Source organism: Nitrospira marina (genome assembly GCF_059568365.1).
The window spans coordinates 1,519,032-1,536,070 of the sequence record NZ_JCANTH010000001.1; the positions used below are offsets into that span (position 1 = coordinate 1,519,032).

Annotated in this window: 13 protein-coding genes; 4 read left to right on the forward strand and 9 right to left on the reverse strand. The window is 52.1% G+C overall.

Annotated features, from left to right (window positions below):
• Positions 1–19: 19 nt before the first annotated feature.
• From lpxD to fabF, 3 genes are read right to left on the reverse strand one after another with little or no spacing between them, the layout of a single operon-like run.
• The gene (lpxD, locus tag LX98_RS06220) at positions 20–1,129 is read right to left on the reverse strand and encodes a UDP-3-O-(3-hydroxymyristoyl)glucosamine N-acyltransferase (RefSeq protein WP_496428076.1); all 1,110 of its coding nucleotides are present in this window, start codon (positions 1,127–1,129) and stop codon (positions 20–22) included.
• Positions 1,126–1,497, reverse strand: a complete 372-nt coding sequence (locus LX98_RS06225) for a phosphopantetheine-binding protein (RefSeq protein ID WP_496428077.1) — start codon at positions 1,495–1,497, stop codon at positions 1,126–1,128. Before LX98_RS06225 ends, lpxD begins: the two co-directional genes overlap by 4 nt.
• Positions 1,494–2,747 (reverse strand): beta-ketoacyl-ACP synthase II, encoded by a 1,254-nt coding sequence (fabF, locus tag LX98_RS06230; protein WP_496428078.1) that lies wholly within the window; start codon positions 2,745–2,747, stop codon positions 1,494–1,496. The genes LX98_RS06225 and fabF overlap by 4 nt, the downstream gene beginning before the upstream one ends.
• Before the next feature lie 479 nt (positions 2,748–3,226).
• Between fabF and cynS the strand changes: the two genes are divergently transcribed.
• Complete coding sequence (cynS, locus tag LX98_RS06235; protein WP_496428079.1) at positions 3,227–3,679, forward strand: cyanase; 453 nt, start codon at positions 3,227–3,229, stop codon at positions 3,677–3,679.
• Positions 3,680–4,069: 390 nt separating this feature from the next.
• Here the strand turns inward: cynS and LX98_RS06240 are convergent, their stop codons facing one another.
• Positions 4,070–4,438 carry a DUF2784 family protein gene (locus LX98_RS06240; RefSeq protein ID WP_496428080.1) on the reverse strand — a complete coding sequence of 123 codons (369 nt, stop codon included), beginning with the start codon at positions 4,436–4,438 and terminating at the stop codon, positions 4,070–4,072.
• A gap of 336 nt (positions 4,439–4,774) precedes the next feature.
• Between LX98_RS06240 and LX98_RS06245 the strand changes: the two genes are divergently transcribed.
• The 3 genes from LX98_RS06245 to LX98_RS06255 all read left to right on the forward strand — a co-directional run bounded on the left by LX98_RS06245 (position 4,775) and on the right by LX98_RS06255 (position 7,792).
• The gene (locus tag LX98_RS06245) at positions 4,775–6,007 is read left to right on the forward strand and encodes a hypothetical protein (RefSeq protein ID WP_496428081.1); all 1,233 of its coding nucleotides are present in this window, start codon (positions 4,775–4,777) and stop codon (positions 6,005–6,007) included.
• A gap of 521 nt (positions 6,008–6,528) precedes the next feature.
• On the forward strand, positions 6,529–6,762 hold the full coding sequence (locus LX98_RS06250; RefSeq protein ID WP_496428082.1) for a hypothetical protein: 234 nt from the start codon (positions 6,529–6,531) through the stop codon (positions 6,760–6,762).
• 19 nt (positions 6,763–6,781) lie between these two features.
• Positions 6,782–7,792 carry a hypothetical protein gene (locus tag LX98_RS06255; protein ID WP_496428083.1) on the forward strand — a complete coding sequence of 337 codons (1,011 nt, stop codon included), beginning with the start codon at positions 6,782–6,784 and terminating at the stop codon, positions 7,790–7,792.
• A 197-nt stretch (positions 7,793–7,989) separates the two neighbouring features.
• Here LX98_RS06255 and LX98_RS06260 read toward each other — a convergent pair whose 3' ends face one another.
• The 5 genes from LX98_RS06260 to pgm form a co-directional block, all read right to left on the reverse strand.
• Positions 7,990–8,736 carry a methyltransferase domain-containing protein gene (locus LX98_RS06260; protein ID WP_496428084.1) on the reverse strand — a complete coding sequence of 249 codons (747 nt, stop codon included), beginning with the start codon at positions 8,734–8,736 and terminating at the stop codon, positions 7,990–7,992.
• A gap of 700 nt (positions 8,737–9,436) precedes the next feature.
• A complete protein-coding gene (locus LX98_RS06265) occupies positions 9,437–10,249 on the reverse strand; it encodes a methyltransferase domain-containing protein (protein WP_496428085.1) in 813 nt (270 codons plus the stop codon).
• A 443-nt stretch (positions 10,250–10,692) separates the two neighbouring features.
• Complete coding sequence (locus LX98_RS06270) at positions 10,693–11,880, reverse strand: NnrS family protein (RefSeq protein ID WP_496428086.1); 1,188 nt, start codon at positions 11,878–11,880, stop codon at positions 10,693–10,695.
• 938 nt (positions 11,881–12,818) lie between these two features.
• Positions 12,819–14,273 (reverse strand): alkaline phosphatase family protein, encoded by a 1,455-nt coding sequence (locus LX98_RS06275; protein WP_496428087.1) that lies wholly within the window; start codon positions 14,271–14,273, stop codon positions 12,819–12,821.
• 34 nt (positions 14,274–14,307) lie between these two features.
• Positions 14,308–15,957 carry a phosphoglucomutase (alpha-D-glucose-1,6-bisphosphate-dependent) gene (pgm, locus tag LX98_RS06280; protein WP_496428088.1) on the reverse strand — a complete coding sequence of 550 codons (1,650 nt, stop codon included), beginning with the start codon at positions 15,955–15,957 and terminating at the stop codon, positions 14,308–14,310.
• Positions 15,958–17,039: the final 1,082 nt, after the last annotated feature.

Genomic DNA, 17,039 nt, shown 5'->3' on the forward strand with positions numbered 1-17,039 from the left:
CTGGATCCGCTCTGGCGGATTAGGGCTTTGAGGTTGAACGACGTTTGACAGGTGGGGACACGGATGCAGATTGGTCCGTGAGAAGCGATTCAAGATGTTGGACCTGTTTCTGAAGAGCCCGGAGTTCCTTGCGTAATTCGGGGAGTTGGTATTGAAGGACCTGTGACCGTCGCCAGATGCCATGTTCGACCGCCGGCCGACCACCCACTGTCTGACCGGATTTCACATTATTGGTCACCCCCGAGCCGGCCGCAATTTTCACTTGATCACCGATAGTGACATGATCGACCAGGCCGGCCTGGCCACCCACCATGACGTGGCGGCCTAGTGTGGTACTGCCCGCAATCCCTACCTGTGCGACGAGAATACAGTCTTCCCCGATCACCACGTTATGGGCGATCTGCACCTGGTTGTCGATTTTTGTGCCGCGCTTAATAACGGTGCTCCCAAATGTTGCCCGATCCACGGTCACATTGGCCCCGAGCTCAACGTCATCTTCAATGATCACATAGCCCAATTGAGGGATTTTGTGGTGACGGCCTTCGTGTTGCACATAGCCGAACCCATCGCTCCCGATAACGGTGCCGCTGTGTACAATGACGCGATTGCCGATGACACACTTGGTCAGCAGCGAGACATGGGGATACAGGATGCACTCGTCCCCGATAATAGCATCGTCGCCAACATGAACCCCGGCATGGATGGTGACACCGGATCCGATGAGCACGCGGTCTCCAATTGTGACGAGGGCGCCAATTGAGACGTCCGGACCAATGCGCACATCGAGTCCGGAGACAGCACTGGGGTGAATGCCTCGTGGTGGAAGAGGAGGGAGGAAAAATTTCTGGGCCAATGTCGTGACGGCGACCAGCGGATTCGGAACAATGAGTTGTGGGCGAGGGTCGTCGGGAATAGGCTCTGTCACAATTAAGGCTGCAGCCTGTGACTGACGCGCCGCTTTGTGAAACGAAGGCTTCAGGACAAAAGAGACATCTCCGGAAGAGGCTCCTTCAAGATGGGAGAGACCGGATATCAGAATGTCAGAGGATCCGTGAATAGTGGCATGAATGGCTTGGGCTAATTCCTGAAGGGGAAAATTCACGGTTCGTGAGGAAGACGATATCGTCATGTGCGCGATTTTTTTGAAGTGGGACGGCTTTTGGGTTTTTTGACAAGTGGAGTCGGGCGTGAATTCTTGGCTAAAGGCGTGGCTTGAGGGCCGGAGAGGGTGCTCTCTTTACCATGTATTCGTTCATCCAGATAAAGGATGACTGCGGCTATGGTCGTTAAACGCCCGAAATCCTCATCCGGTATTTGAAGATCAAAAGCCGATTCGACTTCATAGACTAATTCGATGGTTTGCAGAGAGTCCAACCCCAAATCATCACGGAGCGAATCTTCCGGATGCAGATTTTTCGGATCGCGTTGAAGGTATTTGCCGAGAGTGTGATACACCTGTTGACTGAGTTGAGAGGATTTGTTGACGGAAGATTTCATGAAAACTTTTTTAAGACCAGGACCGCATTATTACTTCCGAATCCGAAGGCATTCACCAAGCCCACCCGAACGGATTTTTTTTGTACCTTAGTAGAAAGTCCCGGCAAGGCACAATGGGGATCCGGGTCATCATAGTTCACGGTAGGGTGTATTATACCAGTTTGAATGGATAAGGCCGAGACAATTGTTCCGATCGCTCCGGCCGCTCCCAGTGTATGGCCAATGAGCGATTTGGTGGCATTGACCATGATGGTATTCAGGCGTTTTCCGAACACCGCTCGTAACCCTTTGACTTCGACATCGTCTCCGACCACTGTGGATGTCGCATGGGCATTCACATAGTCTACCTGTGAGGGCGAAATCCCCGCGTCTTTCAATGCCAGGGTAACGGTTCGCGCAATATCGGAGCCATCCTCTCTCGGAATCACCATATGGTACGCCTCATTGGTGGCGGCATATCCGGCCAATTCCCCATATATTTTCGCTTTTCGACGGGTCGCATGGCGAAGGGATTCCAGGATCAATGTGCCGGCCCCTTCTCCCATCACAAATCCGTCCCGCCCTCGGTCGAATGGCCTGGAGGCCTGGTCCGGGTGGTCATTATATTTGGTGGATAAGGCGCGTAATGAGCAAAAGCCGGCAAACACTAACGGAGTAATGCTGGCGTCCGCTCCTGAGGCAATGACGACGTCTGCCTGATTCAGGCGAATGGCCTGCATGGCTTGTCCAATAGAATGAATGCTGGAGGAGCAGGCCGTAGAAATGGTGAGATTAGGGCCCCTTGCCCCAAAAGCCAACGCCAGAATGCCAGAGGCAGAGTTAAGCGTAATGGTCGGGATAAAGTTCGGATGGACCCGATGTGGCTTCCGAGACTGATAGAGGGTGGTGAGTTCACGTTCTCCCATCATCATGCCACCCATACCCACGCCGGCCATCACTCCCATCCGTTCAGCGGGCTCTTTCTCAAGGTCCAGTCCACTATCCTGGATGGCTTCCCGTGTGGCGGCGAGAGCAAATTGTGCATAGCGGTCCACGCGCGATGAGAATTTATCTTCTGAAGGATCCGGAAGGCGAAAATCGGAAACCTGACCCCCAACCCTGGAGCGATAGGACTCCATGGGAAAATCCCCAAAAGATGAGATCGCCGTTATCCCCGTTTTGCCCTGAAGGGCGGACTTCCAAAAAGTTTGAACGCCAACCCCGATAGGGGAGACGATGCCAAGCCCCGTAATGACCACGCGCGCTGCCATAGCTTGCTCCAAAAAAGAAGACTCTAACCTACCAGAACCTTGTGCAAATAGGGAGGGGTCAGGATGCTTAAAATTCTGTATATAGGCTCTTTTTTCCTCATATAGGCCTCTTCAGTTTAGGAGGTGGGGGATGGAAGGATTACGGGTCAAATGAGGAAGTGAGGAGATTAAAACCAGAAATTGCCTAAAACATGAGCAGGGTCGTGGATGGTAATGGGAAATGGTACGCGGAAACTCCTTGAACCGCTGGAGCGATTCTTCGTTAGGAAGGAAATCCTGCAAGGCTTCATGGTCTCTCCGGCTCGTTTCAACCCCATCTTCGAGTGGGAATATTGGATTGACACGTCCATATTCACCGCCTAACGTATTGTCGGATGTGAGGCAGAAGAGAAGAGAAGAGAAGAGAAGAGTGTTCCAATTCTAGGGAAGATCACGCGAATATCAATCATTCGGAGTCTTAAAAGGGTAAGGGATTGAATATGAATAAAAACGAACTGGTCGGCCAGTTGCTTGCAGCGAAAAAGGCCTCAGGAAAGACCTACGACCAACTCGCAGCAGCCCTCGGGCTGTGTAATGTCTATGTTGCCCAGTTATTCCGATTGCAGGCGCAACTCAAGAAGGATACAGAGGTCAAGCTCGTCAAGCTGGTGCCGGGACTCACAGAGAATTTGCTTGAAGCGATGCGGGAATTTCCCATGCGATCCTATGATCCGTCGGTCCTGCAGGAGCCACATATTTATCGCATGACTGAAGTTTGCGCCCATTATGGGGAGTCCATTTTGGACATCATGCATGAGCAGTTCGGTGATGGGATTATGTCGGCGATTGATTTTAAGCTCACCGTCGAGAAGATTAAGGGTGACAAAGGAGAGGACCGTGTCGTCATGACCTGGAATGGAAAGTTTCTGCCACACATCGAACAGACTGCCTAACGGGGAGGGGTGTGCCGACAGAGAACCAGGGGTTCACCGGACAGGAGTCCATGGTCAATCTAACTCTATATAAATTTAATGCAATGGTTTAGTTTTAACTTTAAGTTGTTTGCTTGATATTCTATTTGAACGAGAATTAAGGTGGGGGTACCCACGAGTGAATACTCATGCAAATGAAATAAATCATTATGTGACTGAATTGCGTATTCACCTTTATGGTAGATTCAAATGACGATTTTCAGCAGTAGGTAGTTAAAGTTAAATTTAATAAATAACTTTAAGTTTTGTCTTAGCGAAAATGGGCTTAAGATAAACCCTATCTGTTTAAAGAAATATGATTATGGAATAATGAATGTTTTAACGTAAACGCTGAGGGTTGGCTGAGGGAAATTAAATACTTTTGGTTTTTCTCCCCCACACAAACCCATAGGTGACAAGTGTAAAAAGGACAACGACGAAGCCCAGCCAAAATTGCATATCCGGGGTAAGGCCTTGGGGGTAAAGGAGGGGCAAGGCATAATGCTCGAGAAATCCTCCCGTATATCCGGCCTCACCGCTGGCCTTTCGGAGCCGGTTTTCCAGGGGCGTCAGAGGGCAGATCCACCCCCCAAATTCCAAGGCCGCCGCCCACAGTGCGGCAGGAAGATGAACCCAGGGGATCCAGCGCCACCAAATCGTGAGAATCCCCCCGAACAATACAAAGGCAATGAAGGCAAAGTGGATGAGAAGAACCAATGCAGCTAGGGCTTGCCAAAGCATGTTGAGGACACCGATTGAGATGGTTTCGGGCGAATCTCAGATCCAAAATGGATCGAGAGGTCAGACAATAACGTCTCCATTGTTTCTGGCGGGATGGCACCAGCCTGGATTCCTCAAAGCGAAATAGGTCTCTCCTTGTTGAACCAACAACGTAAAGAATCTTCTGGTTTCGTGGAACGGGAAAAAAGCATAAACCCATCATGAGGGTGTACCGTATCAATTGGAGATTGGTCTGTCATTCCAGTCAAGACAGCACAAAGGAAGGAAAAAGCAGTGAAGCACCATAGCCTATTTCTCGGACCTCCACTCGATTCACAGGCATATAGGACAGCAAGCATGGGGCAAGAGCTCATAGGTGGTCTAAGACCTGTTCACCTGATCGGAACTCACGCCAGTAGGCGATCCTGGGCGAGTAGCCTTGGAGGGGTGATCCTGGGATTGCTATGGATGGGAGCGGTCGTTCCGGTGGCCATGGGCAGCCATAAAGGCTCCGAAGGGCACCATATGGCTTCGGATACCGGCACCGAACAATCTGTGGGGCATGCCATTGCGGGTGCGCCGTTTCAGGTTTATCTTTCCGAGGTAGTCGGGACGAAACAAGGCAGCCCAGAACAAGCCAGAGCCGAGGACGCGCTCAAGACGGTTGTTGGGGCGTTCAATCACATGATGGATCATCGTACTGATTACGCCAGATTTCAAGAAGCCCTGGCCAAAGATGCCCTTCAAAAGGTCATCATTGAACCGAAGGTCGTGAACCGGGAGGGGAAAGAATTCCTATTGCTGGTGGCTCGCACCTCACAACCCAACCAGGTCAATCTCCTCATCAGCGCATCCGGGCTCGAAGAACAAGGCTACCTCAATCATCCGGAACAACTGGTGCCGGTCCTGGCCAGAGAATTTCAATGGGTGGTGAGCAAAAGCGACACGACGCCGAAACGTCAAGCGAAGGTGCTCCCCAGCGACCTTAAGCAGGCCCCGATCAAGACCAATCAAGAGATTGCAGCAATGTCAGGAGATGACCGTGAACATGTGCTTCAAGCCTTGTTTCGTAGCTATTTAACCACTACCGACCGGCATAATAGTTTGGAAGGGCAACCCTATTATGAAACCGGTTCCACCGCACGGATTTCCCCGGCGCAACCCGATTCCACCATCAAGTTGTATGACATTCGAGTGCGTGAAGCTCTGCAAAAAATTGTGCGGGAACCGGATTTTCATGAACAGACTCCGAAGGCGGTGAGGAGCCTGCTTAATGGCAAAATCTGGAATGTCGCGTTCGCGGACATTAATAATCGGGATTGGGCCACGCGAACCCGGGTGGTCCCCAAAGAGCAGTCCATCACCGCAGGCGAACAGGACAAAACCATTCAACCGGCCACGGTGTTGATCAATATTCACCGATCGGCCTCGCCTGATGATCCTTTCTTTGAGGAAACCAATGGACTTCCCATGGGTGCCCTGCCGGCTGAGATATTGGCACGGGTCATCGCCCGGGAGATCCAGGACAATATTACGGAGAAGTCCATGCGCGGCCATGTAGCCCAGGATGAACTCTCCGCCCCTCAGTGAAAGGACGGTGCCCACAATTTCCTTTTCATTCTTCCCTTGTCCTTTTCGGAGCCTGGTATTGCACAGCCAAACCTCCGATTGGTTGCGTTCAGCTAAAGTTCCGACGCTGTTGCACCGATAGAGTATCTGGCGTTATTTCGTTTCAATCTGGTACCACCAAATTAAAAAAAAATGAATGCAGAGTTGGTGTGACTGGTTGTAGCCACTTGCAGCTTCGGTAGATAAACTAGGGAATCGCAGAGATGTTCATCATTCGAAGGAGTGGACCTAGAAGAATAAATAAGCCTGGCATGCACAGGCCTCGCTCGTCGGAGTGAAAACTCTGTGATACCGTAAAGCCTATCGTGTAAGACCTCTTTTTTCCGGGGCGACAGAACCCTCGAGATGGAAACAGGGACTTACACGATTTTTTTGTGCAAACCCTCCGTGGTCTCCTGAAAGCAGGAACAATCCCACAAGGATCCAGGAGTTGCGTGATAGTAAGTGTTGAATAATACGGTTTCCGAAAGGCAAATATGCCCATGACCATTTGGGATTCCAGTGTCTTCGGGCCGGTTCAAAAAAGTCCGTCCAGCAAGGCCACAGTCATCTCTGTGCGCGGAGCGTACACGAAGTACGTGAGCACGGAAAAATGGCGCGAACGCCGCTGGCGGCTTTTTTCAACAGGCCCTGATAGGGCAGCAACGGTGGTCGGAGTGGGCCGACATCTGATTATGTTGAATCGTGTGTGTAAATTATTTGTGGTGTTTTCGTAAAAAGAAAGAAGGAAAAGTGATGGTAAAAAAGATTGTGGCCAAAATTGGTGAGGGTATCAAGAATGCCTCCGACATTGGCTATCATATTGTGATCCTGTGCCTGAGTGCGGGAATTGCGTTGTCGCTCCCTACCGTGGCCAGAAGTTTTCTGACCTATTGGACAAGGGTGGAGAAGGAAAAAATGTCGATCGTGGCCTTGGAGATCGGCGTTGCGGCGTTACTCATTGTGGTGATGACCTATATCCGGCGGAGTTGGCAGGATCGGAAGCTGGCCAAAATGGCCATTGATGCGGGCTTCGTGTCATTTTTCCCCAAACGGGCGCGGCGGGCTGAGGATGGGATTCGCAAACTTCGGCAGACCCAGGGGCGTGGCCGGACTGTCCTGGTCATCGGGTCAAGTGGGTATGACACGTTGCGTGATCAGGTGGGAGACTTATCGACCATTCTGGATAAATGCCTGGGAGCCAACATCATGCTGGTGAATCCCTTTAGCCAGGGTGCCAGTGCACGGATCCGGGCGATTGCGGATCCGATGATGTCGATTGAGAAATATCGAGCGGGCGTCAGGCAAAGCATTGAGTTGCTCAAAAGGCTTCAGGGGGTCGGAAAATCCGTCAAACTGAAACTTTATTCGGATCCTCCGCTTCTGAAATTGGTCATCCTTGGGGACTATCTTTGGATGCAGCATTACCATACCGATCTGGATATTCAGGAGATGCCGGAATACGTGTTGCGGCACAACGCAAACGATCACGGCCTGTACACGTTGTGTTATCAATATTTCATGCAGCGTTGGGAGCAGACCGACATACCGGAATACGATCTGGTTACCGATGAGCTGGTCTATCGGGATAAAAATGGCCGGGAAATCAGGAGGGAACAATTCTGGCCCGATGACGTCCCGCAGAGCATCGAGCAGGGGAGAGAGATCCCCGTGTTGGCCTCAACGTCACATACACCCATGACCCCTCCGGTTCTGGAACATGCCATGTGTCGAACAGCGATTGAAGTTGTACGATCGCACTTCTGATCGTCTGAATAAAATATCTTCCAGCTACTTTTCAGCAAGGCTCGGACAAAAAGACTCGGTTTCTTTCGTTCGACGGCGGTCGGCCGTCATCGAACCTGTGTGTCGTGGGGGCTCAGAAAGGCCCAGACCGGCGCGGGACATAGATGATCGAAACTATACTTATCGAAAGCGAGAAATAGGTGCATGGGTAATGTAAATTAGACGGCACCCGCGGCAGGTTTCCGCGCGATAAGCGTGAGATACTCGTGGCCGTCGGTGCGGTACTCCGCCGGGAAATGGCGGAAGCAAAAATATTCCAAGCTTTCCACGATGAATCCGGCCTCCTCCGCACAACGGTGCAGGACGGCCTTCTCGAAGAGATGCACCAAGGGCGGCAGTCTCTCTGCCCAATCAGGTGGAGCGACGGTGCGAGGGTCGAAAATGCCCGGCCAGCGTTCGCCGCTACGTACCCGCTTCTCATACTCCGGCCGCAATGTGCGGTAGAAACCCAAGCTAGGTGTCATCACGACCAGGTACAACGCCCCACCAGGTTCGAGCCAGCGCAGAACGCTCTGAAAGGCCAGATCGACGGTCGGTCCGTCGAAAAAATGCAGTACTTGTGCGGCAAGCACTCCGCTCAAGCTGCCGTGGCCGAGGCGGATCTCTTCGGGAAACCGCGCTGGGATCAGCACGAGCCGCTTGCGATCCTCGATGGACGCGGCAGATGCCAGCACGCTCAGCTGGGAGGCCGAGAGGTCGTTTGCGATCATCGTGCCTCCGGCGCGCAGGGCCGGCAGCGTGGCATTGCCGTAAGCGGCGCCGATTTCCAGCAGCGGACGACTGGCCCGGGCGGCTAGTTCGATAAACGCCTCCGCCGCGGGTGAGGGTTCTTCGGTCATGATCCCCATCGCGTTGTCGGTCGGGATCAACCCGTCCTCGATGGCACTTGGCCAGCCTTCGTTCATTGTCCTGAGACCTCCAATATCATGAGAATTGTGGGCGCGCGCAGCCCCTGAACACAGCTGCGAGAAGTTCTAGAACCGCCGGCTAACACTGTTGAGGCGAATCCGCATAAGACCCGGATCTGCCAATATCTGTCCGTAAAACACTCAATCGAAATTTCTGAAAATAACGACATTCTTTCCTAGCCTCAAAGTCCAGCATTCGAACTGGAAAAACAACACGCGAATTCTTCGTTAATTGACAAATGAAGTCAAGTTGGAGAGTTCGGAAAAGGCACCTGAATTTGTCGAGAGTGGTGATGAGCGATCTATTCCCATGAGAGCGAATCCTGGTGGATACTCATATCCCCTGGTCCGACGCCTGCCGGCTGGCCCATCGGAGGAACGCTCTTATCCGCTGGCGGGCCTTGTTTGAGCCCTGCGAGTTGGTCCGCCCTCCTGCGTCCCTTTATTTCAATAAGGCCAGACGGGGCGTCAATGGTTTTGGGTCCTTTTGCCGAAACAAAAGGACCTCGCCTGCCGGGGCGAAACCCGGCAACACGGAAAAACATGTTGACACAAAAGTTAGCTGCACACGCGCGATCTGAGAATCTATCCGTACTTTTTTCCTGGCAAGCTCCAAAATGAATTCCCGACATACATCATCAACCTGTCCAGGTTCATGCCTGGATCACCATCTCTTTTCTTCTCCTGCGAAATCTTTTCACAGCGCAACGGTCACGCGCAAGAAAGTTGCCGGAATCGAAGTGGAATCCTGACGCATGCTTTTATTCTGACTATTGAACAAATCCTCCAGTTCCTGCTGCAGGTCAGCGGCTCGCCCGTTTTTTTCTGCGGCTTCAAATGCATTCATCGTTGGCCCGTAGTATTTCCTGAATTCCTCGACGAATGCTGAGGGTGCCATGGGATAGTTGAACGTAAAAGTGTCGCGCGAAAAGGATATCCGCTCGGCTGGAACTCCCGCACCGGCAAATCGTTCGATCACGTGTCTCTCGATCCCCCAGGTCATCGGGCTGACGAAGCCTTCCGGTGGTGGCGGCGTATAGCTGGAGCTAATTTTCAAAATCTGGGCCACCAAGGTCGGATCATTCGGAATCCAGTTACCCATCACGATTCGACCGCCCGGCCTGGTCACGCGCACTTTCTCTTTGGCCACCTTTAATGGATTCGGCGCAAACATCGCTCCAAAGATACTCACGACGAGGTCAAACGTCTGACCCGGCAACTGGTACAGATTGGACGCATCGCCTTCCTGAAACGTGCAATTAATGAGGCCATGTTCCTTGGCCCGCTTGTTCCCGGCCGCAACCAGATTCCTGGCAATGTCAACCCCCAACACTTCTGCTCCGATTTTTGCCGCCGGCAAGGCCGTCGTGCCATCCCCGCATCCGAGGTCCAGAACCTTGAGCCCTGGTGTGATGCCGAGTCGCTGAACAAGTGCCTCTCCGCTTTCTCTCATGGTTTCGGCAATGCGGGTAAAGTCCCCTTTTTCCCAAAGTGCTTGGTTTGAATTCATGGGTTCATTCCTCTCTATCAACAAAATGGTGCTTAGGTTCCCCGTGTTGGAATTACCAACCCTTAGTGCCCCATTTTCTTTCCGATTGTGCAGAATAATTTTTGGTGAAATGACGAAATTAGTCAAGTTGGATCACCCCGCAATGGTAATTGAATTAGTCGAGAGGTCAGTGGTAGACCAAAGTGTTCTTTGCCCTGGTTCGACCCCTGCCGGCTGGCCCAACGGAGGGACGCTCTCATCTGCTGGCGGGCCTTGTCTGAGCCCGGCGAGTTGGTCCGCCCTTCCTAAAAAGTTAGCGTCCGTCCGCTTTAGGGAGGCCAGACGGGGCGTCAATGGTTTTGACTACTTTGGCCGAAACCAAAGTAGTTCGCCTGCCGGGGCGAAACCCGGCAACATCAAACATCATGTCGACACGAAGGTAAAGTTTTTTGCGATGTGTGCATTTATTCCTCGTCCAGGCTTGGGCGGAAAAGGTACGGTCCATAGGCAAGGGCAAAAAGCAGATAGCCGCCGCTCCAGATCATTGCCGACAAGCTAAGCACCAGAGATGTCGGGAGGTCAGTGGCCGGACCAAAGACCCGCAGCATTGCACCCAGGTTCACGAGACTGTAGATCATGACCGTCATAGTGCCTGCGTGTCTTGGGCGCCCGGTATGACCCAGGCTGGCGCGGGTCATGATCGCCAGGGTCATCGAGCCCACCGCACCGGTTGTGAGCACATGCACCGCATCCTCCGGGGGCAATCCCAACCCTAGAATCGCCGCTCCCAGAAGGAGCAGCGACATCGCCAGCCACCCATAACCCACGTGCAGGATAAGCACCAATGGTTCACGCCAGGTGATCCAGCCGTACCACCGCAACAGACGAATGAGATTTACCAATCCGGCTACGATCAAAAGCCAGCCGGTCACCAGAGCTTCTGGGTGGGTGGTCCAGGCGATAGCGGCGACGGCTGCAAGAAGGATCGACGTACCGTCGAAACGGGAAAAGGAGGGAGGTTGTTGGGGCATGCCACGTTCGCTCAGATAATCGAGGGTAAAACTGGGAATGACGCGTCCACCGATCAGCGCTAGCAACATGATGATGACTGAGAGCGCCATCCGCTCGGGGAGATCCGTGGCCGCGTCGCTTAGAGCGCGGACGTGAAAAAGCAGATTGGCGATGGCATAGAGACTGATCAATATGCCGATTGGCGAACGATCCCACGCGTTCCCCATCGCAATTTCCCGCCAGACAATGATGGTCAGGGCGATGAGAAAGGCTCCGTCAACGATTGCGCAGACCAAGGGTGGAGGCCAGGGGATGGCGATGACCAAGCGTCCTGCCAGCCACAATGCCCACAGCACCATCAGCGGTAATCCTTTGATCGGAGGACGGTCCGTCCAGTTGGGCATGGCCGTGAAGAGAAATCCCGCGATCACGGCCGGAAGAAAACCGAAGATCATTTCATGCACATGCCATTCTCGCGGGACATAGAGAAAATGGGTGTGGTCTACCCCGGAAAGAATCATGGCCCAAATCGGGAGGGCCACGCCGGCAAAGACGGCAGCACTCAGAAAAAACGGTCGAAATCCATATGAAAAAAATGCCAGTCGTTGAAGACCGGATGGTTTGTTCGTTGTGTTGATCATATAATCCTGAGTTTTGAAAAGTTGTTCGTCATGGGGATATGCGAATCCTGGGTCGCCTGAAATATGTTCGGCTTGTCGGGTAGCAGTGTAGGCGATTCGGTTGAGGGGGCAAAGGGGAGGGGATCAAGAAAGGGTATCTTTCAAACAGGGCGGCCTCACCGGGTGGTTACTCTGTGCCATTTTGGGGAATGATCGGTGGTCAGGTTGACCGTCATTGCGGCTCAGCTAGATCCTTCGCTTCACTCAGGATGACAATGTTCAATGGGATGTGTGTGACTTTGATTGTTCTCCCTGCTGACGTTAGGAGAATACATATTGACCAGTGCGAGCCATACCAGGTGGTCATCCTGAGCCAGCGGCGAAGGATCTGTGCCCAGGGTGACGAGTCCACGGCTAAGCCAGATTCTTCGTTTCACCTCGCCCTGAGCCTTGACGAATGGGGCAGAATGACAAAATTTTCCTCAGAGGGACAAGATCTCTTGGGTCATTCTGCGCCCTTTTGGGGAATAGTCGGTGTCCGGGTCGAACGTCATCGCAACTCAGCTAGATACTTCGTTTCCCTCATCTCTGAAAGTGTTTTCAAGTGTTACGTCTATGCCGGCTCGTCGTCGGCCGAATTGCCTATGCGAAAAGGCAACGTTGCCGGGAATCGTCAATGGCCCCCAGCGGGGGCTTCATAGACACCCAAAAGTGAAACGTGGGGGGGAATTCTAGAGCGTATTGAATCTTTGCAACGGAGATCATTTTTCCTCACTGAGGCCTCTGAAGGATCCTTTTCGACATGCGCTCAAGCTCGATTTTGGTAAGGGCTGAGTTGTGTTTGTCTGAAGCCAGTATCCACCGAGACTGGGTAAGTCGGATTATGCTCGCCCGAATCTTCTGACCACAACACCGGGTAGGTGGCGGTTTGAGTGAGTTGCGTTGGCGGGAGGAATGGTTTAGCCGTCCATATTTACAAAACGCTTACTCCAGCCCGCTAAATCTTTAATATGATGGAGAGGGTGAAGGTCCCGGACAGAATCAGGAATGATGGCAAACCCGTAATCGGTATGATCCCCTCCCCGGGCGCCAGGAAGTTGTGCGAATGTAAGTTCTCCCACCAGGGGAGAGTAGACCCGTTTAACGAATGGCCGGGCGTTCCAGGTGATGACATAGTCGGGAAGCAGTCCACTCCGATCTCCCGAAAATATTTCCTGGGTATCAACGACTTCATCTACGAGGTGTACATTTGTATCCCGATCGCGCAAGTCCAAGAAAACGTTCTTGAGAAAAGCAACATAGTGGTTATGTAATTCACTGTGCGGTGCCAACATTCCTTGTGATTCTCTGCCGATAAGATTGAGACGTAATTCCGTTCTAATATCTGTTCGCAAGGCGAATCCAGGGGTCAATGACCAATCTAATCCCCCAATAATTTCCTTTTCGACCACCCATTGTCTGACAAAATCCGGTGAGCTGGCACCGATGGCATATTGTAATCTTGATGGCACCACGTTACGTAGGTAGGGAACAAGGCCGTTCATTCGAAACGTTCGTTTAGGGGAAACCCCGCAATATTTCTCTAGAAAAATCTCGTTAATCCTTTTCATAAGCGGGCGGACTATATGGCCCTGGGCATAATCCCTCGTCATACCATGAGCGGAAAACACGACGACCGTGGTCTTCTCGTCTACATGACCAAAAATTCTTGCTAAGGCCCGATCGACGGCTTGGTAAATCTTTAATAACGGAGTGTCAGGGCCAAATGCCTTTTCATCTTCATTACTGAAAAATACATGTCCTCCACGGTGTGTTTCTGCAAACACGGCAACGAATAAATCCCATTCCACCTTTTGCATTAACTCTATAATCAAACGGCTTTTTAGCTCTGCACTGGCGATCAGTTGTTGTTGAATCGTCTTCAGTTCTCCGGACGTTTTTTGAATAGGGGTTTCTCGTCCAATAGGGCTGTTGCCCATATCCTGGATGATGGCTTTTACACGTTCCTGGCTACACCCAAGAGGATAGGTTTGCCCGTGTGTGGCCCAGTCGGTAATTTCTAGACCCTTGTTCAGGGCAACTGGAAAACTATAGGGAACATCGAGGATGACGACATGGTGGCCTGTATTTTCTATGTCCTGCCAAAACGGATGATAAAAAGACCAATCAGCTCCAATCCGGCGAAGCCCCATACGTTTTGCATCCCACACGAGGTGCTGGTACATCCCATGCACGCCTGGATCGGCTCCATTATAAAATGTCGGCCAGACGGAGCCACTCAAGGCCTTCGGGACATCAAGCTTGACCAGGTTTCCGGATTTCAATTTTTCCTGTAAACACGGTAAGGCAGAAGCTCGGGATTGAATATAGTCGAAATCACCGGCATCCAAACCCAGTAAGCATAAACGTGGCATGGTCAACCTAAAGATCTTTAATACACGGAGTTGATTACGATGCTGATTTCAAAACCTTGGTAATCAGGGCCTGCGCCTCTTCCTGGATCTGCTTGAGATGCGTGTCACCTAGAAAGCTCTCCGCATAAATTTTATAGACATCCTCTGTTCCAGAGGGGCGGGCGGCAAACCATCCGTTTTCCGTCATGACTTTCAGCCCCCCAAGGGCACTGCCGGTTCCCGGGGCCGAGGTCAGAATGCCGGTAATCTTTTCCCCTGCCAGTTCGGTCGCTTGAATCTGCTCTGGTGAAAGTTTTTTGAGTATGGCCTTCTGCGCCGGTGTGGCCGGGGCATCGATGCGTTGGTAGACCGGGACACCCAGTTCCTGGGTGAGGTCGAGGTAGAGTTGGCTTGGATCACTCCCCGTCTTGGCCATCATTTCCGCCGCTAACAGGTCGAGGATGATGCCGTCTTTATCGGTCGTCCACACGGTTCCGTCATGACGCAAAAAGGATGCGCCTGCACTTTCTTCTCCTCCAAAACCGACGGACCCGTCAAGCAGTCCATCTACAAACCATTTGAATCCGACCGGCACTTCAACCAGACGCCGACCAATCTTGGCGGCTACCCGATCGATCATGCTGCTACTCACCACCGTCTTTCCGACGGCGGCATCCTTCCGCCAGCCGGAGCGTTGGGTAAACAGATACGAAATAGCCACCGCGAGATAGTGGTTAGGATTCATCAGCCCCGCCGTGCGCGTGACGATTCCATGGCGGTCATGGTCGGTATCGTTGGCGAAGGCAATATCGAAACGATCTTTTAAGGCAATCAGTCCGGCCATGGCGTAGGGTGAGGAACAATCCATGCGAATCTTTCCATCCCAGTCCAGATTCATGAAGCGAAAGGTTGGATCCACGCCTTCATGCACGACCGTCACCGGGAATCCGTAACGCTCGGTGATGGGTCCCCAAAAGTCCACGCCTGCTCCGCCGAGCGGATCCACTCCAATGGACAATTTCGCGTCGCGGATCGCCTCCATATCGATCACGGCGCCAAGATCGCCAACATATGAGGCGACATAATTATGCTTGTGTGTGGTCGAGGCGCGTCGTGCCTTCTCATACGAAACCCGCTGAACTCCGCGCAGGTCATCGGCCAGCAACGCGTTCGCCTGTTTCTCGATCCAGGTGGTCACGTCGCCATCAGCCGGTCCGCCATGAGGCGGGTTATATTTAAAGCCTCCGTCTTCAGGCGGATTGTGCGAGGGCGTGATGACAATGCCATCGGCCAAACCCGTCTTCCGATCACGATTGTAGGTCAGGATGGCATGGGAAATAACCGGCGTCGGGGTGTACCCGTTGTCGCGGTCTACCATCACGACCACACCATTGGCGGCGAGTACTTCGAGCGTGCTTGCCAACGCAGGTTCCGAAAGCGCGTGGGTATCCATGCCTAAAAAGAGAGGGCCGTCAAAATGCTGTTGTTGACGATACAGGCAGATGGCTTGGGTGGTGGCCAGGATATGCGCTTCATTAAAGGAAAGCTTTAAGGAGGAGCCGCGGTGTCCCGATGTGCCGAAAGCGACCCGTTGCTCCGGCACCGACGGGTCAGGCCGTCCCGTGTAATAGGCGGTGACTAGCCGGGGGATGTTGGCGAGCATGGACGGCTGGGTGGGTTTTCCTGCAAGGGCACTGACCTTCATGGTGATCGCTCCGCGTTCAATATGGATGTATGTGCTATCTCCTGCTTTCAGCGAGGGAGCATACCTTACCGAGATTCATCAGAGGATTCAAAGCCTTCATTCTTTCCCATGCCGACCTGGCGGTGTCCTGGAATTGGGTGCAGACCTCGACTCCGTTTTGGATTGGTTCTGCAGGGCATGAATCCTCACCGAAGGCCTGAAAATCTCAAACATCATGGCCGTCTTATCAACATCTTTAAGGAAATTCTGTGGATAAGAAAATCATTGACAGCGTATTCTTTTTGACGGACATCAATGGGCATCGGTATGGAGACGCATGTCAAGAAAAAAAGTGCTATTTCTACCTTTACTCCTACGCCAAAAAACCTACACCACTGCCTGTAGGGGCATAAAAAAATCTTTATACAATGCTTAAAACAGAGGCAATCTGCTCATTTCCTTTTTATTCCTTAGAAAAACACGCCATGCATGACAGTATTCACCAGGTTATACACAAAATTTGGGGATGAAAAATTTTTCTCATGGTCTGCATTTTGCCGACGCCAAAAATCAAAGCTTTTTATGTGATGGCTGCCATTCGGGTGGAGCCAAAGGGATGATGGTGCAATTCATCTCAAAAGAGTTCACATTCTTTTTCGTCTCCAACTTTTGCACCAACCCTCAATGTTTCCGATAGAAAATAATTGTTGATATCCCCGTCCTGATCATACCTAACATCCCGATATCCCATGAGCGTTGTTATCCTGACCCATTCGGCAAAGCTCAGGGCAAGGTGGAAGGATCTTGCTGAGTCGTGTCATCGTCAAATTTGGTACGGATTCTTCGCCATGGGCTCAGCATGACAAGTTGGCGAGGGCCTTGCCGGGTGGTGGTGTTCGTCAAAAAATGTGTGAATGCCCCATTGAAAGTTTTACCCTACCATGAGTCTCGCCTCATTTTTGTGATGAACTACGCCACAACGATTCACACCAGGCCTGTTTACACAATGCACCTCATTGGTAGAATAAGCGGTGCCTCGCAATTATTCCTCCTTCCCGTTCTTGACTGTTCAACGCACGGCGTTTCACTGTTTATTTCCTGCA